Below are 22817 nucleotides of genomic sequence, written 5' to 3'. Positions count from 1 at the left end.
CCGACAGCCTGATGACAGGAGATTAAACATTATGCTGCAACCGATGCTTCCCTTGAGTGCCGTGCCGATCACCTCACAGCAGGACCCGATCCGCCAGCGTCCGGACATTCCGCCGGTGGTGCCTGTGCAGGAAAGCTCCAGCGAAAGCACGATCGACCTGCAAAAACGCGACCCGGAAGAGGCCGCCCTGCAACTGCGCGAGGAACAACGCCGTCGCCAGGAACAGGATCGCCGCCGCCAGGAAGCCGATGAAGATCCTGCGGAACACCTGGCGATCCCCGGTGACGAGCTCAATGCCGACAACACCGTGCCGGTCGCGCCGTTGATAGACGATCAGCCGCGTCAGGGGCTGTGGGTCGATATCCAAATCTAAAACTCGACTCGGCCCCCGTAGGAGCTGCCGAAGGCTGCGATCTTTTCAGACGCCGCGTTCTTTGGCCAATTCCCGCAAACACCCCAACAACACCTCGATTTCCTCCTCAGTGTTCAAGTAACTCACTGCAATCCGCGCAATGCTGTCCAATCCGCGTGCCTGCATATCCAACGGCGTATACGCCACGCCATTGGCGCCGATATTGATCCCGCTTATTGCCAGTCGTTGCTTTAACTCGAGACTGTCCCAACCCTTGAGCGTGAACGCGATCAGCCCGGATTGATGATCTGCCGGGCCGAGGTTGTGTAGCGTCAGGCCGGGGATCGTTATCAGGCGTTCGCGTAAACCATGGCTGAGCGAATCAATTCGCTGACGAATCCTTGCCAGTCCCAAACCGTTGCATTCCTCCAGCGCATTGGCCAACCCGGCCAGTAACGCGACGGACACTTCGCTGGTTTCGAAGCGCCGGGCATCGCTGCGCACGGCAAAGCCTTCGCCGTTCCAAGGGGCGGAAAGCACATCGAGTTGCGTGGGTTTGAGCCGCTGCATAAATCCTGGCCGGATAAACAGCAGCGCCGTGCCCCGTGGCCCGCGCAGGAATTTGCGCCCGGCACCCTTGAGCACATCGCAGTTCAAGGCCTGTACATCGCAGGGCAGTTGCCCCAGTGCCTGGCCGGCGTCGATGAAATAAGGGATGCCGTGCTGTTGCGCCACGGCGCCAATCACTTCGGCGGGATTGATCAGGCCGCCATTCGCGGGCAGCCAGGTCAGGGCGATGAGCTTCACCTTCGGATCAATCATTTGCTGAAGCGCGGTCACCGACACCGCACCCGTTGCGTCGCACGGGATCACCTCCAGTTGCGCCCCGGCGCCGACAGCCTGGGCGATGCAGGCCAGATTGCCGCCCCATTCGTGACGCCCGATCAGAATCCGGTCGCCGCTTTGCCACGGTCCCAAGGCATTGAACGCCATGCCCCAGGCCGCCGAACCGCTGCTGGCAAAGGCAATGGCCTCGGGCACGGTGTTCAGCAGTCTGGCTGCCGCCGCTCGGGCGCGGGCCTGGATGGTTTGATCGGCGGCCTCCATCGGGCCGCCGAGGGCTTCACGTTGCAATTGCGCAAGGATGGCGTCGAGGGTCGCCTGACTCGGCAATGAGGCGCCAGCGTGGTTGAAGTGAATCACGCTGGCGCATCCCGGTGTGGCGGCCCGCAAACGCTCCACTTCGGCGCGGTTCATGGTTGCAGCTCGAATATCGCGTCGACTTCCACCGCCACGCCAGCGGGCAGGCTGGAAACACCGACCGCCGTGCGCACATGTTTACCTTTTTCACCGAGGGCGTTGACCACCAGGTTGGACGCGCCGTTGGCTACCGCGCTCTGGTTCTTGAAGTCCCCGGCGCTGGCGATGAACACGCCGAGGCGGATGATGCGCACCAGTTTGCTCAGGTCATCGCCCAATACGTTGCTGAGCTGTGACAACAGGCCGAGGGTCGCCAGTTCGGCGGCGTTGACCCCTTCTTCGTCGCTGATCGACTCACCCAGGCGTCCGATGAACGCTGGCTTGCCGTCGAGCAACGGGATCTGCCCGGAAATGAATAGCTGGTTCTGGCTGACCACATGATTGACGTAGTTGGCGGCCGGCTGGCTCGGGGTTGGCAGGGCCAGGCCGAGTTGCTGGACACGTAGGGCGAGTGAGTCGGTCATGGTGAATCCTCCTGAATGAAGGAATCAGCATGCTGGCGCAGCGCTGGTGCGACAAACGGATAGATTTAATCCGACGTATTCAAATGGCTCATGTGTCGGTGATGTCGTCCAGCCATTGGGCGAAACATTCGGCGGCATGGCTCGGCGGGCGATCCGGGGTGACCAGCCAATAGCCGATGTCGCTGCTGAACGGCGGGGTGTCGAAGGCTTCTACCAATGCACCTTCTTTTAGCCGGCGCTCGATCAAGCGCCGGCGGCCCATGGCGATGCCTTGGCCGGCCACGGCGGCTTCGACGACGATGTTGTAGTCGTGGAGCATCACGCTGGGGTAGGGCGCGAGGTCGATGTCGTTTAGCGCGCTCCAGTCGATCCACTCGAAAGGTTGCGTTGACTTGGCCATCAACAGGGGGCCTTTGTCGACGCCTTGCGCCTTGAACGCCGGGCTGCACACGGGCGTAAGTGTTTCCCCCATAAAGCGCCGGGCCAACACCTTGGGCCATCCGCCCTTGCCATAACGAATGGCCAGGTCCACTTCGCCGCCATTGACGTCGGCCAGTTGCACCGAAGGCAGCAGCTCCACATGAATGTGCGGGTGCCGCGCGTTGAAACCGGCCAGTCGCGGCGCCAGCCACAAGGTGGCGAACGAAGCGAGCAGACCGATGCGCAGGGTGGTTTCCTGTTGTTCGTGATCGCGCAACTCGCGGGTGGCCGAGGCAATGGCTTCCAGTGCGGGTTGGATCTTGCGGTAGTACGTTTCGCCGGCCGGTGTCAGGTCGATGGCCCGGGTACGGCGGATAAACAGCCGTTGGTTGAGGAATTGCTCAAGTTTCTGCACCTGATGGCTGATCGCACTTTGGGTCACCGACAACTCGTCAGCAGCCTTGATAAAACTCAAATGGCGGGCCACGGCCTCGAAGGCGCGCAGGGCCATCAAGGGCGGCAGATCCTGGTGCAATTCCACGGTAGGGTCCTTTGGTCCGTCGCAAAGCGCCGATTGTGCGGTGAAAAAACGGCGTGAGCACATATTTTGTTAAGGCCCCGTTGCGCGGGTGACTGGTCAGCGCGGGCGGCAGACCGCATTATTGGCGCAATCCCGACCGAACTTTTTCCAGCGATGCACTGAACGCCATGAGCCAAGACGACAAACTGATCGACCTGAATGCCGAACGCGCCAAGCGGGTTCATGACCTCAACGACAAGCGCCTGAACGAAGTGCGCCAGGCCTTCGAACAGGCCATGCCGTTGGGTAAAGCGAAGAAAAAGCCGAAAAACAAACCGAAAAAGCGTTGAACCCCCCTGCATCGATTGATGCAGGTCAGTTATTTCCCCTCCTTTACGCCCCGTCGCGGGCGACATTGATCCCGGTCAATTTTCTCTCCTGCCTGATTGGTTAACTTAGCCCCATCGCAACAGGGCAAGTGCAGGAGGCCAGTCATGTTTTTCGACAACGTGGTGATCGCCGGAGTGCTGACAGTCGGCCTCATGGTTCTGTTTTTCGCAGGGTTTGGATATTTCATCTGGAAGGATTCGCACAAGCGCAAACCGTAGTTCTTTCCAGAGCAATGAGCACGCAAGGCATTTTGGGCAACTTCGGTTGCCCTTTTTTTCGCCCACGATTTTTAGGCGTCACACCGAAATCCTGTGGGAGCGGGCTTGCTCGCGAAAGCGGTGTGTCAGGCAATATTAATGGGGACTGACACGACGCCTTCGCGAGCAAGCCCGCTCCCACAGGGGGATATGCAATGTTGGGGATAAATCAGCAGGTATGAAAAAGGCGCGACTCTTACGAGGCGCGCCTTTTTCGTTGCAGCGATGGATCAGCTACCCAGCGCCTTCGACGCCAGCCAGAACAGGCCAGCCGACAGGGCCACGGTGGCGGGCAGGGTCAGGACCCAGGCCAGCAGGATGGTTTTGACCGTGCCACCTTGCAGGCCGCTTTTGTTGGCGACCATGGTGCCGGCCACGCCCGAGGACAGGACGTGGGTCGTGGACACCGGCAGGCTGAAGATGTTGGCCAGGCCGATCATGCACGCGGTGGTGATCTGCGCCGACATGCCTTGTGCGTAGGTCATGCCTTGCTTGCCGATCTTCTCGCCGATGGTCAGGACTACGCGTTTCCAGCCCACCATGGTGCCCAGGCCCAGGGCCAGTGCAACCGCCAGGATCACCCAGAACGGGGCGTATTCGGTGGTGGTGGTCAAGTCTTTGCGCAGCTTGTCCAGGTCAGCCTTTTCACGGGCGGCCAGGGTTGGCAATTTGCTGACTTTCTTCGCAGTGTCGTCCAGGCAGAGCAGGTAGCGACGCACTTCGATACGGCTTTCCGCCGGCAATGAATGGTAGTCGGCTACACCCTTGAGGGTGTCGAGCAGGGCGCTGATGGTCGGTTCGGTCTGTTGCGGGTTGCAACGGAATTTCTCCGGCAGATCGCCTTCCACGCTTTTGCCCAGGGCCAGGAACTCGCCCAGTGTGTCGGCATTGCGCTTGTAGAACTGGCTCAAGTGCAGGGTCGCGTCGCGGGTGCGTTCGATCTGGTAAGTGGTGCTGCTCAGGTCGAGAACGAACTGCGCCGGCACGATACCGATCAACACCAGCATGATCAGGCCGATACCTTTCTGACCGTCGTTGGAACCGTGCACGAAGCTCACGGCCATGGCCGAAATCACCAGCACCAGGCGGTTCCAGAACGGCGGGTGCTTCTTGTCGTCGAGCTTGCGGCGTTGGTCCGGGGTCTTGTGCATCTTCGACAGCGGGCGCCACCATTTAAGGCCGATCAACACCAGCGCGGCCACGATGAAGCCGGCCATCGGCGAGAACACCAGGGACGCGCCGATATCGATCGCCTTCTGCCAGTTCACGCCATCGGCCAACGGAATGTCGTTGATCAGGGCGTTGGCCAGGCCGACACCGAGGATCGAACCGATCAGCGTGTGGGAACTGGAGGCGGGGATACCGAAGTACCAGGTGCCCAGGTTCCAGGTGATGGCGGCGGCGAGCAACGAGAACACCATGGCCAGTCCGTGTCCGGTGTTCACATTGATCAGCAGCTCTACCGGCAGCAAATGAACGATGGCATACGCCACGCCCACACCGCCCAGCAGAACGCCGAGGAAGTTGAACACACCGGAAAAGAACACCGCCAGGTGAGGCGGCATGGCTTTGGTGTAGATAACAGTGGCCACCGCGTTTGCAGTGTCATGAAAGCCGTTGATGAACTCGAAGGCGAGGACAAAGGCCAGGGCGAGCAAGAGGCTCACAAGCACCCAAGCATCCAGTCCGCTGAATAAATCGATCATGAAGGTTTTCTGACCCGGTCGTAAGGGGGCGCGATTATGCCAGAAAAGACTGGAAATCGATGCACTAGCTGCTCATCGGTAACATTCTTCAACGAATTAGTTTGTAGCAAAGCCCTAAGCCCCAGGTTTTTACTGGGTTTTGCAACTTATTGATTTTCTTTGAAAAGCGAGCGACCACAAGGATTTCGCTCGAGGGCGCGAGAGGCGAAAACACTTGTGTGAAATATCTGAGAAGAGGGTCGGACATGCGCCATTTGCCTCATCCGGTGGGTGAGGTGGCCGCTGCCCGCTTGTAGCGGGCGCGAAAGGCATGGTCGATACACCGCGCTTTTAGCGGATGCAGACGCAGACCCTTTAAGGATTCAGGCCGGGTGCGGTCAAGGCTCTTCGGCTTTGAGTTCCTTTTCCATCTTCTGCAGTTCCTGGGTGAAGGCCTGATCCTGAACGGTGGCGCGTTTACGCCAGGGCTTGCGCTCCGGTTCGGGCTGGGCGGCGTAGGTGGTGACTTCCCCGCCGTAAACTTCCTTGTAACGTTGTTCCTGGCGCTCAAGTTCCGCGCGCAGTTCGTCTTTCGTCACAGTGCTACCTGATTGAGTTGAGATAAATTCTGGTGAAACGCGCTGCAGCGAGTTTATTGACCACGCTCGTAGAAAGGACAATACCTGAAAGGGCATCGGCCTTTTTACGACACAATAATCAACACTTCCATGTTGCAGGCGGCCACGGCACCAGAGAAAACAGCTGACGTAGCTTCAGTGTCCTGTTTCAGCGCGCGCGTTGGCGTTGCATAAAGAATGAGCGTCAGGCGCTTGCTGCGGGCGGCGGCGATGGGACATCGCGCTCCGGATGGCTTAATCGCAAGTAAGAAACCGGCGGGCCACTGAGGTGCATTATAGCGGTCGATTTGAAGAACACTATCTCCAGAGAGTTAAAAGTGGTTCCTGGTGTGTGATGATTTTGTTACTCGCAACTTTTACGGGTAATTAGAGTGTTCCGGCATGCTACTTTTCAGCGCCCTGTTTCTGACGCCAACAAGTCGGACAAGTTCTAACCATTACAGTTATCTGTAAGTCTGGGCCGCTTCTGAGTAAGAACAACAGCGCCGCACCGCACGACTCTGCCGTCGATTGCGATTATCGGTCGATGGTTCGATAATCGCCCAATCTTGCAGCCAGTGGCTTGTGTCTCAGTCAAGAGCCGCTTGTAATAGCCACTGATCCGTGTAGGAAAAGGACCTGATATGAACGATCAACTGCGCAACTCCTTCGCTTCAGTGGCGCCGCCGATCGTCGCCTCGCCGGCCAAGCGGATCCAGGCCATGACCGGCGACCCCGACTTCATGACGTCCCTGGCCCGTGGCCTGGCGGTGGTGCAGGCGTTTCAGGAGCGCAAGCGCCACCTGACCATCGCTCAGATCAGCCACCGCACGGAAATCCCCCGTGCTGCGGTGCGACGCTGCCTGCATACCTTGATCAAACTCGGCTACGCCACCACCGACGGGCGCACCTATTCGCTGTTGCCCAAAGTCCTGACCCTGGGCCATGCCTACGTGTCCTCGACGCCACTGGCGGTGTCCGCTCAGCCGTATCTCGACCGCATGAGCGAGCAGTTGCACGAGGCATGCAATATGGCGACTCTGGAAGGCGACGACATTCTGTACATCGCCCGTTCGGCAACGACCCAGCGTCTGATTTCGGTGGATTTGTCGGTCGGTGGGCGTTTGCCGGCCTATTGCACCTCCATGGGCCGAATTCTGCTCGCGGCCCTGGACGACACGACGCTGGGCGAATACCTCGATCACGCGGAGTTTCAAGCCAAGACCAGCCGCACCCTGCACACCCCCGAGGCGTTGCTCGAATGCCTGCAAGCGGTGCGACAGCAGGGCTGGTGCATCGTCGATCAGGAACTGGAACAAGGCCTGCGCTCGATTGCGGTGCCGGTGTACGACGCGTCCGGCCAGGTGGTGGCGGCGCTGAATGTCAGTACCCATGCCGGGCGCGTCAGCCGCAACGAGTTGGAACAACGCTTCCTCCCCGGTTTGCTGAGCGCCAGCCGCGACCTCAGCGCGCAGCTCTTCGCATAAGCAGCATTCATCTAAGCTGTTCGATAAACGCACAGAGTCGCGTTTATCGAATTGACGCTGTTTCCCTCGGATCATTAATGTCGCGGCAGCGTCATCCGGCGCTGTTGACCCTCGGTCACGCCGGACGACGAACCCCCATAACAATGAGAAGAGGCCACGCGTTCCGGGCGTGGAATAAAAATAATGAATCAGCCTCAGTCTGCTGTAGGAAACTGCCTCGACGTGCAGTCCTTCATCAATGCCCAACCCATTTCGCGCTACCAATGGCGAGTGGTGATCCTGTGTTTCCTGATTGTCTTCCTTGATGGCCTCGACACCGCGGCCATGGGTTTCATCGCACCGGCCCTGTCCCAGGACTGGGGCATCGACCGCGCCAGCCTTGGCCCGGTGATGAGCGCCGCGCTGATCGGCATGGTCTTCGGCGCACTGGGTTCCGGGCCATTGGCTGACCGCTTTGGACGAAAAGTCGTACTGGTGGGCGCGGTATTTCTGTTCGGCATCTTCAGCCTGGCTTCGGCCTACAGCAGCAACGTCGACCAATTGCTGGTGCTGCGCTTCCTCACCGGTTTGGGCTTGGGCGCCGGCATGCCGAACGCCACCACGCTGCTGTCGGAATACACCCCGGAGCGCAAGAAATCCCTGCTGGTGACCAGCATGTTCTGTGGCTTCAACCTCGGCATGGCCGGCGGCGGATTCATATCCGCCAAGCTGATCCCTGCGTTCGGCTGGCACAGCCTGTTGCTGATCGGTGGGATTCTGCCGCTGATCCTTGCCGTCGTATTGCTGTTCTGGCTGCCAGAATCGGCGCGTTACCTTGTAGTCCGCAACCGCGGCACCGACAAAGTGCGCAAAACCCTGGCGCCGATTGACCCGGTGGTGGTAGCGCAGGCGTCCAGTTTTAGTGTGCCGGAACAGAAAACCGTGAAGGCGCGCAATGTGTTCGCGGTGATTTTCAATGGCACCTACAGCACCGGCACTTTGCTGCTGTGGCTGACCTACTTCATGGGCCTGGTGATCGTTTACCTGTTGACCAGTTGGTTGCCGACGCTGATGCGTGACAGCGGCGCGAGCATGGAGCAGGCGGCGTTTATCGGCGCACTGTTCCAGTTTGGTGGGGTGCTGAGTGCCGTCGGCGTAGGCTGGGCGATGGACCGGTTCAATCCGCACAAGGTGATCGGCACTTTCTACCTGCTGGCCGGGGTGTTTGCCTACGCGGTCGGGCAGAGCCTGGGGCACATCACGCTGCTGGCGACGTTGGTGCTGGTGGCCGGGATGTGCGTCAACGGTGCGCAATCGGCGATGCCTTCGCTGGCGGCGCGGTTTTATCCGACCCAGGGCCGGGCGACCGGTGTCTCGTGGATGCTCGGGATTGGCCGTTTCGGCGCGATTCTTGGAGCGTGGATGGGCGCGACGTTGCTGGGGCTGGGCTGGAATTTCGAGCAGGTGCTGACGGCGCTGGTGATTCCGGCGGCACTGGCGACCACGGCGGTGGTGATCAAGGGCATGGTCAGTCATGCGGATGCGACCTGATTCCAGGTTGAAGTAGCGGTGTTGCAGGAAAAGATCGCAGCCTTCGGCAGCTCCTACAGGTGCGCACATTCCACTGTAGGAGCTGCCGAAGGCTGCGATCTTTTTGGGGCAACACGGAATGATAGCCAGACAACAATCTGTTCGATAAACGAACACTCAGTCGATTATCGGATTGTTTGGCCATTTTCAGCGGCTTACTCTTCAGTGACTTCGGCGCTGAACCTCGCGCCTTTTTCTTCCACTGTCGGTACACCACAAAACGGGAGCCTGCCCCATGGCTGAAATCCTTTCGCTGCATGACGCGGTGAAGCAATTCGTTAACGACGGCGATACCGTCGCGCTCGAAGGCTTCACCCACCTGATTCCGACGGCAGCGGGTCATGAAATCATTCGCCAGGGCAAGAAAGATCTGACGCTGGTGCGGATGACGCCTGACTTGATCTACGACCAGCTGATCGGTGCCGGTTGTGCTCGCAAGCTGATTTTTTCCTGGGGCGGCAATCCGGGTGTGGGTTCGCTGCACCGTCTGCGTGATGCCGTTGAGAAACAGTGGCCGCAGCCACTGGAAATCGAAGAACACAGTCATGCCGACCTGGCCAACGCCTACGTCGCTGGCGCCTCCGGCCTACCGTTCGCGGTGCTGCGGGCCTACGCCGGTTCCGACCTGCCAAAGGTCAACCCGCTGATCAAAACCGTGACCTGCCCGTTCACCGGCGAAGTGCTTGCCGCCGTGCCATCGGTGCGCCCGGACATCACCGTGATTCACGCGCAGAAGGCTGACCGCAAGGGCAACGTGCTGCTGTGGGGCATTCTCGGTGTGCAGAAAGAAGCGGCGCTGGCGGCCAAGCGCTGCATCGTCACCGTCGAAGAGATCGTCGACGACCTCAATGCCCCGATGAATGCCTGCGTACTGCCAACCTGGGCCTTGAGCGCGGTGTGCCACGTTCCTGGCGGCGCGCATCCGTCCTACGCCCACGGTTACAACGAGCGCGACAACCGCTTCTACCAGGCCTGGGACCCGATTGCCCGGGACCGTGACACCTTCACCGCATGGATCAACGAGTACATCCACGGCTGCGCTGACTTCAGCGAGTTCCAGGCCAAGCTGGCCGCTGCTTCGGAGGCCAAATAATGACGTACACCACCAATGAAATGATGACCGTCGCCGCCGCCCGCCGTTTGAAGAACGGTTCGGTGTGCTTCGTCGGCATCGGCCTGCCGTCGAAAGCCGCCAACCTGGCGCGGCTGACGTCTTCGCCGGATGTCGTCCTGATCTACGAATCGGGGCCGATCGGGGCCAAGCCGAGCGTACTGCCGTTGTCGATCGGTGACGGTGAACTGGCGGAAACTGCCGACACCGTCGTACCGACCGGTGAGATTTTTCGCTATTGGTTGCAGGGCGGGCGCATCGACGTCGGTTTTCTCGGCGCGGCGCAGGTCGATCGCTTCGGCAACATCAACACCACGGTCGTGGGCGATTATCACCAGCCGAAAGTCCGCCTGCCGGGTGCCGGTGGCGCGCCGGAGATTGCCGGTTCCGCCAAGAGCGTGTTGATCATCCTTAAACAGTCGGCGCGCTCCTTTGTCGACAAACTCGACTTCATCACCTCGGTCGGCCATGGCGAGGGCGGTGATTCGCGCAAACGTCTGGGCCTGCCGGGCGCCGGTCCGGTGGGCATCATCACCGACCTGTGCATCATGGAACCGGAAGCCGGCACCCATGAATTCGTGGTCACCGCGCTGCACCCAGGCGTGACCCGCGAGCAAGTGACCGCCGCCACCGGTTGGGCGATTCGTTTTGCCGAGCACGTTGAAAACACCGCCGAGCCATCCGAGGTTGAACTCAAAGCCTTAAGGGATCTGGAAGCCCGCACCGCTGCCGCCCACGGCCAAGCACCCGGAGAAGCGTGATGCGTGACGTTTATATCTGCGACGCGATTCGCACGCCCATTGGCCGTTTCGGTGGTGGCTTGTCAGCGGTTCGCGCCGACGACCTCGCCGCTGTGCCGATCAAGGCCTTGATGGAACGCAACCCGTCGGTGGACTGGAACGCCGTGGACGAGGTGTTCCTCGGCTGCGCCAACCAGGCCGGCGAAGACAACCGCAACGTGGCGCGCATGGCGCTGCTGCTGGCGGGCCTGCCGGAAAGCATTCCCGGCGTCACCCTCAATCGCCTCTGCGCCTCGGGTATGGACGCCATCGGCACCGCGTTCCGCGCCATCGCCAGCGGCGAGATGGAGTTGGCGATTGCCGGCGGCGTCGAGTCGATGTCCCGCGCGCCATTCGTGATGGGCAAGGCCGATGCGGCGTTCTCGCGCAACATGAAGCTGGAAGACACCACCATTGGCTGGCGTTTTATCAACCCGTTGATGAAAGCCCAGTACGGCGTCGATGCGATGCCACAAACCGCTGACAACGTGGCGGACGATTACGAAATTTCCCGCGAGGATCAGGACGCTTTCGCACTGCGCAGTCAGCAGCGTACCGCCGCCGCGCAAGCCGCAGGATTTTTCGCCGAGGAAATCGTTGAAGTGCGGATTGCCCACAAGAAAGGCGAAACCGTGGTCACCCAGGACGAACATCCGCGCGCTGACACCACCCTGGAAACCCTGGCCAAACTCAAACCGGTCAACGGTCCCGACAAAACCGTTACCGCCGGCAATGCCTCGGGGGTGAACGACGGCGCGGCCGCGTTGATCCTGGCGTCCGCCGAAGCAGTGAAAAAACACGGTTTGACTGCCCGCGCCAAAGTGCTCGGCATGGCCAGCGCCGGTGTCGCTCCTCGGGTGATGGGCATCGGCCCGGTCCCGGCGGTGCGCAAACTCACTGAACGCCTCGGTTTGGCGGTCAGCGATTTCGACGTGATCGAACTCAACGAAGCCTTCGCCAGCCAGGGCTTGGCGGTGCTGCGTGAATTGGGCATCGCGGACGATGCAGCCCAGGTCAACCCGAACGGTGGCGCCATTGCCTTGGGCCATCCGCTGGGCATGAGCGGTGCGCGGCTGGTGCTGACGGCGTTGCATCAACTGGAAAAGACCGGCGGCAAGAATGGTCTGGCGACCATGTGCGTCGGCGTCGGCCAAGGTCTGGCACTCGCCATCGAACGCGTCTGACAGCCGCCGACCAATAAGAACAGAGGAAAGCGAAATGACTGACAAGCCTGGTTACCGTCGCCCGCAAGAAGGCACCCAGCCGGAATACTTGCACCCGACCTACCAATCCACCAACCGCCGCGCGCCGTCCAAGCCGTTGGTGTTTTTGCCGCATTCGCTGTCGGAAATCACCGGCCCGACCATCGGTGCCGAGCGCATCAACGAACGCGACAACGACCTGACCGTCCAGCACAGCGGCGAGCCCTTGGGCGAGCGCATCATCATCCACGGCCGCGTGCTGGATGAAGATGGCTTGCCGGTACCGGGAATTCTGGTGGAGATCTGGCAGGCCAACGCCGCCGGGCGCTACAACCATGCCCGCGACCTGCACGACGCACCGCTGGACCCGAACTTCACCGGCACCGGCCGCACCGTGACTGACGCCGAGGGCTGGTATCAATTCCAGACTATCAAGCCCGGCGCCTATCCGTGGGGCAATCACCACAATGCCTGGCGCCCGGCGCACATCCATTTCTCACTGTTCGGGCCGAGTATTCTGACGCGGCTGGTCACCCAAATGTATTTCCCGGGCGACCCGTTGCTGGCCTATGACCCGATCTACAACTGCGTACCCGATACCCGCGCCAAAGAGCGTTTGATCGCCAGTTTCGACCTGGAAAAAACCATCCCTTCCTATGCCCTCGGTTATCGCTGGGACATCGTCTTGCGCGGCCGCGAAGCCACGCCGATGGAGAAATAAGATGACGCTGAACGCGACCACGTCCCACACCGTCGGGCCGTATTACCACATCGGCCTGACCTGGCTGAACCGCGAAGACCTGACCGTCGAACAAACCCTCGGCCAACGGGTGGCGATCACCGGGCAAGTCGTCGATGGCAACGGCGATTTCGTCAACGACGCGATGCTGGAAGTCTGGCAGGCCAACGCCGCCGGCAAATACGACCACCCCGACGACGATCAGGACAAACCCCTGGACCCGCACTTCGAAGGCTTTGGCCGGGTGCCGGTGGATGCCGAAGGGCGGTTTCGTTTCACCACGATTAAGCCCGGGACGGTGGAAGGGCTGAACGCCACGACCCAGGCGCCGCACCTGGTGGTGCTGGTGTTTGCACGTGGGTTGGTGAAACACCTGCTGACGCGGATTTACTTTGATGGGGAACCGGCGAACGTTTCGGACCCGTTGCTCGAATGCGTGCCGGCTGAACGCCGCAGCACCTTGCTGGCGAAGGCGGATGCGTCGGGTGTTTATCAGTGGAATGTGATTCTGCAGGGCACTGATGCGGAGACGGTGTTTTTTGATTATTGAGTGATCAGCGCAAACCCTGTGGGAGCGGGCTTGCTCGCGAAAGCGTCGGCACATTCAACATTAATGTGACTGACACACCGCTTTCGCGAGCAAGCCCGCTCCCACAAGGGATTTGTGTTGCCGATGCATCTGCGGAACGGGACTGTTGCTAAGTGTGTCTAGACTCTCACTGTCCCCATTGAGTGAAAAACAATGACAACGACTACTGTTTCAACAGAGCACTACACCGGGGAAGAGCGCAGCAAGCGCATCTTCGCCATTGTCGGCGCCTCGTCCGGCAACCTGGTCGAATGGTTCGACTTTTACGTTTACGCCTTTTGCGCCATCTATTTCGCGCCAGCCTTTTTTCCGTCCGACAACCCCACGGTGCAGTTGGTCAACACCGCCGGTGTATTCGCCGCCGGGTTCCTGATGCGGCCCATTGGCGGCTGGATTTTCGGCCGTGTGGCGGACAAGCACGGGCGCAAGAATTCGATGCTGATCTCGATTCTGATGATGTGCTTCGGCTCATTGCTCATCGCTTGCCTGCCGACTTACAAGGACATCGGCGTCTGGGCGCCGATCATGTTGCTGTTCGCGCGCCTGCTTCAGGGCTTGTCGGTGGGCGGCGAATATGGCACCACCGCGACCTACATGAGCGAAGTCGCGCTCAAGGGCCAGCGCGGTTTTTTTGCGTCGTTCCAGTACGTGACGCTGATTGGCGGGCAATTGCTGGCGGTGTCGCTGGTGGTGATCCTGCAACAGTTCCTCACTGAAGATGATTTGCGTGCCTACGGCTGGCGGATTCCGTTTGTGGTCGGTGCGGTGGCGGCGTTGATCTCGCTGTTCCTGCGTCGTTCGCTCAAGGAAACCACCAGCAAGGAAATGCGCGAAAACAAGGACGCCGGCAGCATCATGGCGCTGTTCCGCGACCATAAAGCCGCGTTCATCACCGTGCTTGGTTACACCGCCGGTGGCTCGCTGATTTTCTACACCTTCACCACGTACATGCAGAAGTACCTGGTGAACACCGCCGGCATGCATGCCAAAACCGCCAGTTACATCATGACTGGCGCGCTCTTCCTTTATATGTGCATGCAGCCGCTGTTCGGCATGCTCGCGGACAAGATCGGCCGGCGTAACTCGATGCTGTGGTTCGGTGCGTTGGGGACGTTGTTCACCGTGCCGATCCTGCTCAGCCTGAAAAGCGTCAGCAGTCCGTTCCTGGCCTTTGTGCTGATTACCGTGGCGTTGGCGATCGTCAGTTTCTACACCTCGATCAGTGGCCTGGTGAAAGCCGAAATGTTCCCGCCGGAAGTGCGCGCACTGGGCGTCGGCCTGGCGTACGCAGTGGCGAATGCGATCTTCGGCGGTTCGGCGGAATACGTGGCCCTGAGCCTGAAAGCCGTGGGCATGGAAAACTCCTTTTACTGGTACGTGACGGTGATGATGGCGGTGGCGTTCTTGTTCAGCCTGCGCCTGCCGAAACAGGCGAAATATCTGCACCACGACCTTTGATCTTTACCCGTGGGCCCCAGCGGCCCACGCCCTCAAGGATTGTTTATGAACCAGCGACCGAACAATCAATTGTTCGATGCCTATTTCACTGCCCGCGATATGCGCGACGTGTTCTGCGATCAGGGCCGGGTGCAGGCCATGCTCGATTTCGAAGCGGCGCTGGCCCGGGCTGAAGCGCAGGTCGGGTTGATTCCGCACAGTGCGGTCGCTGCTATTGAAGCGGCGTGTCAGGCCGGGTACTACGATTTCGCCGCCCTCGGTGAAGCGATCGCCACGGCGGGCAATTCGGCGATTCCACTGGTCAAAGCGTTAGGTAAACAGATTGCCGCGAACGATGCCGAGGCCGAGCGCTACGTGCATTTGGGCGCCACCAGTCAGGACGTGATGGATTCCGGTCTGGTGCTGCAGTTGCGCCAAGCCCTGGCGCTGATCGAACACGATCTGGCGCAACTGGGGGAAACCCTGGCGACCCAGGCCTGGCGCTACGTCGCCACGCCGTTGGCCGGGCGTACCTGGTTGCAACACGCGACGCCGGTGACCCTCGGCATGAAAATCGCCGGTTGGCTGGGCGCGGTGACTCGCAGTCGCCAGCGTTTGCGCGAACTCAAGCCGCGCTTGCTGGTGCTGCAATTCGGCGGCGCTTCCGGGACCCTCGCGGCCCTTGGGGATCAGGCCATGCCAATTGCCAAGGCCTTGGCTGAAGAGCTGCAACTGACATTGCCGGAACAACCGTGGCACACCCAACGCGATCGTCTGGTGGAGTTCGGCGCGGTGCTCGGTTTGATCGCCGGCAGCCTCGGCAAATTCGGCCGCGACATCAGCCTGTTGATGCAGACCGAAGCCGGCGAAGTCTTCGAACCGGCGGCGCCAGGCAAAGGTGGGTCCTCGACCATGCCGCACAAACGCAACCCGGTCGGCGCCGCCGTGCTGATCAGTGCGGCGACGCGGGTACCGGGCCTGCTCTCGACCCTGTTCAGCGCCATGCCGCAAGAACACGAGCGCAGCCTGGGTCTGTGGCATGCCGAGTGGGAAACCCTGCCGGAGATTTGCTGCCTGGTGTCCGGCAGCCTGCAACAAGCGCTGCTGCTGGCCGATGGCCTGGAAGTGGACGCGACGCGCATGGCACGCAACCTCGACCTGACACAAGGCCTGGTGCTGGCGGAAGCGGTCAGCATCGTCCTCGCGCAACGGGTCGGTCGTGATAGCGCGCATCATCTGCTGGAGCAATGCTGCAAACGCGCCGTGGCTGAGCAACGTCATCTGCGTGAAGTCCTCGGGGATGAGCCGCAAGTGACGGCGCACCTCTCGGACGCTGAACTGGATCAATTGCTGGACCCAGCCCACTACCTCGGCCAGGCCCATACCTGGGTTGAGCGCGCGGTGGCGGAACATTTTGCGTTGACTGCCTGAAGGAGGCTGCTGTGGCATTCGTACAACTCGCCGAGGGCGAACTGCATTACAAGCTTGATGGCCCGGAAGGTGCGCCGGTGTTGGTGCTGTCCAACTCGTTGGGCACCGACTTGCACATGTGGGACGCGCAGATTGCCGCGTTCACCGAGCATTTCCGGGTGCTGCGTTTCGATACCCGTGGTCATGGCCAGTCGCTGGTAACACCGGGGCCGTACAGCATCGAACAATTGGGCCGTGACGTGCTGGCGCTGCTGGATGCCTTGCACATCGAGCGTGCGCATTTCTGTGGCTTGTCCATGGGCGGCTTGATCGGGCAGTGGCTGGGGATCAACGCGGGCCAGCGTCTGAACAAATTGATCGTGTGCAACACCGCGGCGAAAATCGGCGATCCGTCGGTGTGGAACCCACGGATCGAAACCGTGCTGCGTGACGGTCCGGCGGCCATGGTGGCCTTGCGTGATGCCTCGATTGCGCGCTGGTTTACCCCGGACTTTGCCGAAGCCAATCCGGCGGCGGCGGCGAAGATCACCGACATGCTGGCCGCCACGTCGCCTGAAGGTTACGCAGCCAATTGCGCGGCCGTGCGGGATGCCGATTTCCGTGATCAGTTGTCTTCGATCAAGGTGCCGCTGCTGGTGATCGCCGGTACCGAAGACGCGGTTACGCCGCCGTCTGGCGGGCACTTTATTCAACAACATGTGCGGGGCGCCGAATACGCCGAGTTCTATGCCGCGCACCTGTCCAACGTCCAGGCTGGCGCCGCGTTCAGCGAGCGGGTGCGGGCGTTTCTGACGAATCATTGAGGGACTGTTTGTGGACGAGAAACAACGTTACAACGAAGGCCTCAAAGTCCGTCGCGCCGTGCTTGGCGATGCCCATGTCGACCGCAGCCTGAATGCGCTGACCGAGTTCAACTCGGAGTTCCAGGAAATGATCACCCGCCACGCCTGGGGTGACATCTGGACCCGCCCGGGCCTGCCGCGCCACACCCGTAGCCTGATCACCATCGCCATGCTGATCGGCATGAACCGCAACGAAGAACTCAAACTGCACCTGCGCGCCGCCGCCAACAACGGCGTGACCCGGGGCGAGATCAAGGAAGTGATCATGCAGAGCGCGATCTACTGCGGAATCCCGGCGGCCAATGCCACGTTCCACCTGGCTGAATCGGTGTGGGATGAGTTGGGGGTTGAGTCGCGGGAGTGAACGCCTGAGTTTGCAGGGGCTGGTCTGATGCCCTCGCGAGCGGGCTCGCACACAGTGGATTTGTGTTGATGCACAGATTAAATGTGGGAGCGGGCTTGCTCGCGAAGGGGCCGTGTCAGTCGATATTGATGTTGCCTGACACACCGCTTTCGCGAGCAAGCCCGCTCCCACAGGATTTGTGGTGGTTTCAGACGGTGGCGACGATGAAAATCCGCTTGGGCGATACAGCGCTAGCCGAACCAGGGATTTCAAGTGCGCAAGAAGTTGCGCAGTGGCGGCTGGCATCTATACACGGAAACCGCCACAAGCCACGTTGTTAGAGGCTTGCAGCCAAGTGCGCAAGAAGTTGCGCAGTACTGCGCAACTTCTTGCGCACTTGGCGGTGATTTTCCACGGCAAACATCTGAATACGGCTGAGGGTTTTTCCTAAATCTTTGAAACGTAAAGGCTAGGCAATGGCTGGCACGCGTTTTGAACTCAACTTCGACAGCGGGGCAAACAATCACGCCGTCCGATCTGCCCCTTGAGCCAATCACCGTCGACGAATGCTGCGTCATCGCACGAGGAACAAGGAATGTTCGCACCGGCCCCCAAAGCACCCCATCTCCTGGCAGGCGGGTGGCTGTCATGACGACTGAAACCGTTACGGCAAAACGTGAGCCCCAGGTCGCAGTCGTCCCGCTCAATACCATCGATATCCAGGACGTCGGACGTGGCGCTGCGGTATTTGATGCGTGGTTGCGGTCCATCAGCGGCGGTGTCGTCACCCTCGACCGGATCAGGAACGTCGCCGGCGCGCTGCCGGTGGTGGGCAATATCATGGCGCTGGTGGACGCCTTGGGCGACATCGTCACCCTGGCCAAAAGCAAGCAACGGGCGTTGCTCGACTGGGTCAGCCTCGGTATTAACCTGATCGGAGTTTTACCCGCGCCACCGACCATGGCGGCGGCACGCATGAGCCTGCGCCCGACCCTGTTTCTGGTGCGTCAGGAACTGCGCAACAGCGCCAAGATGCTGCTGGGTGATTCCATGATCGAGGTGTTGGTCGGGCACCTCAATGCCACGATCGTCGGCACCATCGATGACTTTGTGACGCAGGCACAACCCAAACTGGCGGGCATTCTCAACGATGCCGGCAAGTTGGGCGAAAGCGCGGTGACGGAAATCGCCAAAGGCCTGGAGACCACGGTCAATGGCACGCTCGATGCCAAAGGCGATGCGCAGGCGGCGAAGCAAAAGTTGAACGCTGCGGGTAATCAACTGCTGAACGATCCGAAGGCAGCCATTGGCAACATCTTCGGCGCAGCGTTCAGCGCCTACAAGGCTGCGGGGAAGGGCGTCGCCAACAGTGCGGCGAAGAACCTGTTGCCGGAGCAGGCCCGGCAATTGGTGCTGACGCACACTGGCGTATTGAAGGCGATGGGCCCCGAGTTGCGCACGCAACTGAGCAAACTGGGTAATCCCGGAGCCCGGCATTCCATCGGGTGGTTGCTCCAGGTGCTGGCCGGTGCGGTGACCAGTTTCCGCAAGCGCCGTGCCCATGGCCAGGGCGCGGGGGTCAAACCCGGCTCGACCACCCAGGCCAGACACAAGGCCGGCGAAGGTCGGTTGGAAGCCACCAGTCGTCAGGCACCGGCGAGGGGTAACAGCAATCCTTGTAAAAACGGGGTCATGCCCGGCACCAAACGCAGTATCCGTTTTGCGCTGGGGTCGGAAGTCCTCAGGCATACCGATTTCAGTTTGCCAGGGCCGTTCCCCATCGAATGGACCCGCACCTACAACTCGCGCCTGGATGCGTACGACCACAGTGAACTTGGCGCGCGCTGGGTCAGCGAGCTCACCACGCGCTTCGACTGTGTCGACGATGGCCTGCTGCTGCATGCCGCCGACGGTCGCAGCCACAATTACCCGCTGCCCAAAGTCGGCCAGTTCCATTACGACGCCATCGAAAACGTGACGGTGGTTCGTGCCGGCGAACACCAGTTATTGCTGTGCCGTGGTTTTGAGCGCAAGGAAACCTACGTCCGCCGTGGCCAGCGCTATGTGCTGACGAACGTGGTGCTGCGCAACGGTGCCGGGATCATGCTGCATTACGAGCATCGCCATGGCGAGTTGTCGGTGCTGTCGGACCTGATCACTTATCAGGACGACGTCACGAAGGTCCATCGGCACCTGGGCACCATGATCGACGATCATGGCCGGTTGACCGGCCTCTGGGAAATCGTCGACGGCGTTCCGTTGCGTCAACTCTGTGCTTATCAATACGGCGCTGATGGCGACCTGATTCAGGCGCAGGACGAGAACGGCGCGGCTTGGTCCTATCAGTACCAACATCACCTGATCACCCGCTACACCGACCGCACTGCTCGCGGCATGAACCTGGAATGGCACGGTACCGGCGCCGACGCCAAAGCCATCCGCGAATGGGCCGACGACGGCAGTTTCGACACGCGCCTGGAGTGGGACGAGAACATTCGCCTGACGTACGTCACCGACGCCCACGGCAACGAAACCTGGCATTACTACGACATCCTTGGCTACACCTACCGCATTCGTCATCCGGATGAGCGTTCGGAATGGTTCTTCCGTGATGACGCAAAAAACCTGATTCGTCATGTGCATGTCGACGGCACCAGCGACCGCTACACCTACGACGAGCGTGGTAATCGTCTGGAGCACATCCGGGCCGACGACAGCGTGGTGCATTACGCCTACGACGATCACGATCAGATCATCAAGATCAGCGATGCCGAAGGCGGGCAGTGGCAGCGGGGCTATGACGATCACGGCAACCTAGTGGAAGCCATCGATCCGCTGGGCAACAAGACCGAATATGCCTACAACCCCGCCGGCCTGCCCATCGCGATCAAGGACGCCAATGGCAATGAGAAAACGCTTGAGTACAACGATGCCGGGCAGCTCATCAAGTACACCGATTGCTCGGGCAAGACCAGCACCTGGGAGTACAACGAACGCGGGCAGATGATCTGCTTTACCGACGCAGCGGGGCAGAGCACCGAGTATCAGTACCGGGCCGGGCAACAGGTGCTGGTCAAGCACCCGGACAAGACCGAAGAACGCTTCGAGCGGGATGCCGAGGGTCGCTTGCTCGCGCATGTCGATGCGCTGGAGCGCTGCACCACCTGGCGTTACAACGCGGTCGGTCTGATCGCCGAGCGTGTTGATGCCGCCGAACAAACCCTGCGTTATCGCTGGGACCGCCTCGGCCGACTGGTGGCCCTGGAAAACCAAAACGAGCGCCGTGCCCAGTTCCACTACGACCCGGTCGGCCGTTTGCTGGAGGAGAGCGGGTTTGATGGTCGTGTGACGCGCTACCGCTACGACCCTGAAACCGGGCGGCTGAGCGACACCCTGAACGGCGGGCGCAGCATCGCCACCCGCTTCGATCCCATGGGGCGCTTGATCGAACGCAGCGCCCGTCAGGGAGATCGGTCCCAGAGCGAAACGTTCGCCTATGACGGCAATGGCAACCTGATCATGGCTTGCAACGATCAAAGTCGTTTGCAGTGGTTTTATGACCCGGCTGCGAATCTGGTGCGTGAGCATCAGCATTACCTGGCGCTGGAACAACCCACGGTCGCGCTGTGGCAGCACGAATACGATGCCCTCAACCAGCGCGTTGCCACGGTTCGGCCGGACGGTCATCGGGTCAGTTGGCTCACCTATGGCAGCGGCCATTTACTCGCTCTGCGCCTCGACGAACACGAGTTGGCAGGCTATGAGCGCGATGACTTGCACCGCGAAGTCGCCCGTCATCAGGGCAACCAGTTGCTGCAAACGCAAAAATGGAATCCCGCCGGGCGCTTGCAGGAGCAGCTGCTGACACGGGTTGACGACACGTCCACGCTGATCAAACGCGAATACACCTACGACGCCGCCGGGCAACTGACGGACATCCGTGACAGTCGCCGTGGCCCTCTGGTCTACCGCTACGACCCGGTCGGCCAATTACTCAGCGCCGGCAGTCGCCTGGGCATGGAAACCTTTGCCTTTGACCCGGCGCTCAACCTGTTGGACGAGTCGGTTCAACCCGTACGTCGACCGCTGGATCAAGACACGTCACCCAGCAAACACATGGACAACCTGCTGCGCGAACACGCCGGCACCCATTACGAATACGACGAGCGTGGCAATCAGGTTCTGCGCTGGCGCAATGGCGAGCGCAGCGAGTTGCAATGGGACCTTTTCGACCGTCTGGTGCATTTCGAAGATTCGCATCTTGCCGTGGACTTTTCCTACGACGCATTGGGACGACGTCTGCACAAAAACTCCAGCGCGCATTACAAGCAACGCCTGGAGGCGGGCTCGCAATGGAACCGCCACGAACAGGCGCGCAAACAGCGGGAATACGGTTGCGGCTTTACCCTGTATGGCTGGGACGGCGACGATCTGGCCTGGGAAAGTAGCCCCGGCGCGGTGGACGGGGCGACGGGACGCACGGTTCATTACCTCTATCAACCCGGCACCTTTGTCCCGGTGGCCCAGGCGCTTCGGCACAAACCCATCGACCTGTTGGGGCAACCTGACTACAGCGGCGACTACAGTCTGGGTGATGATCCACTGTGGAGTCACCAACCGACGGTGCAACCCTTTGATGCGTTGTTCTGGTATCAATGCGACCACTTGGGCACACCGCAGGAGTTGACGGATCAGCAGGGCAACATCGCCTGGAGCGCTCATTACAAAGCGTGGGGGGAAGTGCGCGAGCAGCGTTCGGAATGGGCGCAGCGTCAGGGGCTGACGAACCCGATTCGCTTTCAGGGGCAATACCACGACCATGAGACCGGGCTGCATTACAACCGCTATCGATACTATGATCCGACGGTCGGGCGGTTTATCAGTCAGGATCCGCTCAGTTACGCCGGCGGTTTGAACCTCTACGCTTACGCGCCGAACCCGGTGCAATGGGTTGACCCACTGGGCTTGGCGAAAAGAGGTCCGAAAACCGATGGCGAGGGGCCGCACAATGAAATGATTCAAGCCTGGGGCGATGAGGTGCGGGCTGCAAACGGCACGGTTATCGCCGGTGGCGGAGGGAAAGAAACCCTCATCCCGACACCCGGCGGGCATAAAGACGGGCGGCGGCCAGATATCATTTTCAAGCCTGCCGACGGTAGCCTGGTTTACGGTAATGTCGGTAAGGTCGAAGCCGACGGAGTGACGCCCATCAAACGTGAACGAGAGGCCAGGGACGATCTCCTTAATAAAACCACGGGTAGCCAAACGCCTGATGCGGTTGAGTTTCGCGGCTATAACAATGTGGCATGTCCTCTATAAGGAA

Annotated in this window: 20 protein-coding genes and 1 pseudogene; 15 read left to right on the top strand and 6 right to left on the bottom strand. The window is 60.6% G+C overall.

The genetic code is table 11. The features are described 5' to 3' along the window. The first annotated feature begins 31 nt into the window (after window positions 1-31). Window positions 32-373, top strand: a complete 342-nt coding sequence (locus tag HB680_RS04580) for an aspartate-semialdehyde dehydrogenase (RefSeq protein ID WP_213937427.1) — start codon at window positions 32-34, stop codon at window positions 371-373. Between the two features lie 45 nt (window positions 374-418). On the opposite strand, the gene HB680_RS04575 is transcribed toward HB680_RS04580, so the two are convergent. The 3 genes from HB680_RS04575 to HB680_RS04565 all read right to left on the bottom strand — a co-directional run bounded on the left by HB680_RS04575 (window position 419) and on the right by HB680_RS04565 (window position 3037). Beyond that, the gene (locus HB680_RS04575) at window positions 419-1609 is read right to left on the bottom strand and encodes an aminotransferase class V-fold PLP-dependent enzyme (protein ID WP_213937426.1); all 1191 of its coding nucleotides are present in this window, start codon (window positions 1607-1609) and stop codon (window positions 419-421) included. After that, window positions 1606-2076, bottom strand: coding sequence for a RidA family protein (locus HB680_RS04570; RefSeq protein ID WP_213937425.1), 471 nt, complete (start codon window positions 2074-2076; stop codon window positions 1606-1608). The genes HB680_RS04575 and HB680_RS04570 overlap by 4 nt, the downstream gene beginning before the upstream one ends. 88 nt (window positions 2077-2164) lie before the next feature. Next, window positions 2165-3037 (bottom strand): LysR substrate-binding domain-containing protein, encoded by an 873-nt coding sequence (locus HB680_RS04565; protein ID WP_213937424.1) that lies wholly within the window; start codon window positions 3035-3037, stop codon window positions 2165-2167. A 167-nt stretch (window positions 3038-3204) separates the two neighbouring features. Between HB680_RS04565 and HB680_RS04560 the strand changes: the two genes are divergently transcribed. Together HB680_RS04560 and ccoM are read left to right on the top strand one after the other, a co-directional pair. Beyond that, a complete protein-coding gene (locus HB680_RS04560; protein WP_008016476.1) occupies window positions 3205-3366 on the top strand; it encodes a hypothetical protein in 162 nt (53 codons plus the stop codon). Between the two features lie 144 nt (window positions 3367-3510). Next, on the top strand, window positions 3511-3624 hold the full coding sequence (gene ccoM, locus HB680_RS33020; RefSeq protein ID WP_054046898.1) for a cytochrome c oxidase subunit CcoM: 114 nt from the start codon (window positions 3511-3513) through the stop codon (window positions 3622-3624). Window positions 3625-3715: 91 nt separating this feature from the next. Here ccoM and HB680_RS32670 read toward each other — a convergent pair. The 3 genes and pseudogenes from HB680_RS32670 to HB680_RS04550 all read right to left on the bottom strand — a co-directional run. Further along, a pseudogene (locus tag HB680_RS32670) lies at window positions 3716-3829 on the bottom strand (metal ABC transporter ATP-binding protein); the annotation flags it as partial. A gap of 64 nt (window positions 3830-3893) precedes the next feature. Continuing rightward, window positions 3894-5369 (bottom strand): inorganic phosphate transporter, encoded by a 1476-nt coding sequence (locus HB680_RS04555; protein WP_123507415.1) that lies wholly within the window; start codon window positions 5367-5369, stop codon window positions 3894-3896. Window positions 5370-5746: 377 nt separating this feature from the next. Next, on the bottom strand, window positions 5747-5947 hold the full coding sequence (locus HB680_RS04550; RefSeq protein WP_007935837.1) for a hypothetical protein: 201 nt from the start codon (window positions 5945-5947) through the stop codon (window positions 5747-5749). 662 nt (window positions 5948-6609) lie between these two features. Between HB680_RS04550 and pcaR the strand changes: the two genes are divergently transcribed. The 12 genes from pcaR to HB680_RS04490 all read left to right on the top strand — a co-directional run bounded on the left by pcaR (window position 6610) and on the right by HB680_RS04490 (window position 22813). Beyond that, window positions 6610-7452: an IclR family transcriptional regulator gene (gene pcaR / locus HB680_RS04545; protein ID WP_213937423.1), complete on the top strand. Its 843-nt coding sequence runs from the start codon at window positions 6610-6612 to the stop codon at window positions 7450-7452. Window positions 7453-7635: 183 nt separating this feature from the next. After that, the gene (locus tag HB680_RS04540; RefSeq protein ID WP_213937422.1) at window positions 7636-8982 is read left to right on the top strand and encodes an MFS transporter; all 1347 of its coding nucleotides are present in this window, start codon (window positions 7636-7638) and stop codon (window positions 8980-8982) included. Between the two features lie 274 nt (window positions 8983-9256). Then, the gene (locus tag HB680_RS04535; RefSeq protein WP_213937421.1) at window positions 9257-10114 is read left to right on the top strand and encodes a CoA transferase subunit A; all 858 of its coding nucleotides are present in this window, start codon (window positions 9257-9259) and stop codon (window positions 10112-10114) included. Beyond that, window positions 10111-10893 carry a CoA-transferase subunit beta gene (locus tag HB680_RS04530; protein WP_213937598.1) on the top strand — a complete coding sequence of 261 codons (783 nt, stop codon included), beginning with the start codon at window positions 10111-10113 and terminating at the stop codon, window positions 10891-10893. The genes HB680_RS04535 and HB680_RS04530 overlap by 4 nt, the downstream gene beginning before the upstream one ends. After that, window positions 10890-12095, top strand: coding sequence for a 3-oxoadipyl-CoA thiolase (pcaF, locus tag HB680_RS04525; protein WP_213937420.1), 1206 nt, complete (start codon window positions 10890-10892; stop codon window positions 12093-12095). The genes HB680_RS04530 and pcaF overlap by 4 nt, the downstream gene beginning before the upstream one ends. 34 nt (window positions 12096-12129) lie before the next feature. Continuing rightward, on the top strand, window positions 12130-12834 hold the full coding sequence (gene pcaH / locus HB680_RS04520; protein WP_213937419.1) for a protocatechuate 3,4-dioxygenase subunit beta: 705 nt from the start codon (window positions 12130-12132) through the stop codon (window positions 12832-12834). Between the two features lies 1 nt (window position 12835). Continuing rightward, window positions 12836-13402 carry a protocatechuate 3,4-dioxygenase subunit alpha gene (pcaG, locus tag HB680_RS04515; protein WP_213937418.1) on the top strand — a complete coding sequence of 189 codons (567 nt, stop codon included), beginning with the start codon at window positions 12836-12838 and terminating at the stop codon, window positions 13400-13402. 192 nt (window positions 13403-13594) lie between these two features. Next, window positions 13595-14899: an MFS family transporter gene (locus HB680_RS04510; RefSeq protein WP_213937417.1), complete on the top strand. Its 1305-nt coding sequence runs from the start codon at window positions 13595-13597 to the stop codon at window positions 14897-14899. Window positions 14900-14944: 45 nt separating this feature from the next. Beyond that, window positions 14945-16309: a 3-carboxy-cis,cis-muconate cycloisomerase gene (locus HB680_RS04505; protein ID WP_213937416.1), complete on the top strand. Its 1365-nt coding sequence runs from the start codon at window positions 14945-14947 to the stop codon at window positions 16307-16309. 11 nt (window positions 16310-16320) lie between these two features. Next, window positions 16321-17112: a 3-oxoadipate enol-lactonase gene (gene pcaD / locus HB680_RS04500; protein ID WP_213937415.1), complete on the top strand. Its 792-nt coding sequence runs from the start codon at window positions 16321-16323 to the stop codon at window positions 17110-17112. Window positions 17113-17122: 10 nt separating this feature from the next. Further along, window positions 17123-17515 carry a 4-carboxymuconolactone decarboxylase gene (gene pcaC / locus HB680_RS04495; protein WP_213937414.1) on the top strand — a complete coding sequence of 131 codons (393 nt, stop codon included), beginning with the start codon at window positions 17123-17125 and terminating at the stop codon, window positions 17513-17515. 627 nt (window positions 17516-18142) lie between these two features. Next, window positions 18143-22813 (top strand): RHS repeat-associated core domain-containing protein, encoded by a 4671-nt coding sequence (locus tag HB680_RS04490; protein ID WP_213937413.1) that lies wholly within the window; start codon window positions 18143-18145, stop codon window positions 22811-22813. Window positions 22814-22817 lie beyond the last annotated feature (4 nt).

Source organism: Pseudomonas sp. dw_612, assembly GCF_018449725.1.
In the GTDB taxonomy this organism is placed as follows: Bacteria; Pseudomonadota; Gammaproteobacteria; order Pseudomonadales; family Pseudomonadaceae; genus Aquipseudomonas.
This window is presented reverse-complemented; position numbering and strand designations above follow the sequence as displayed.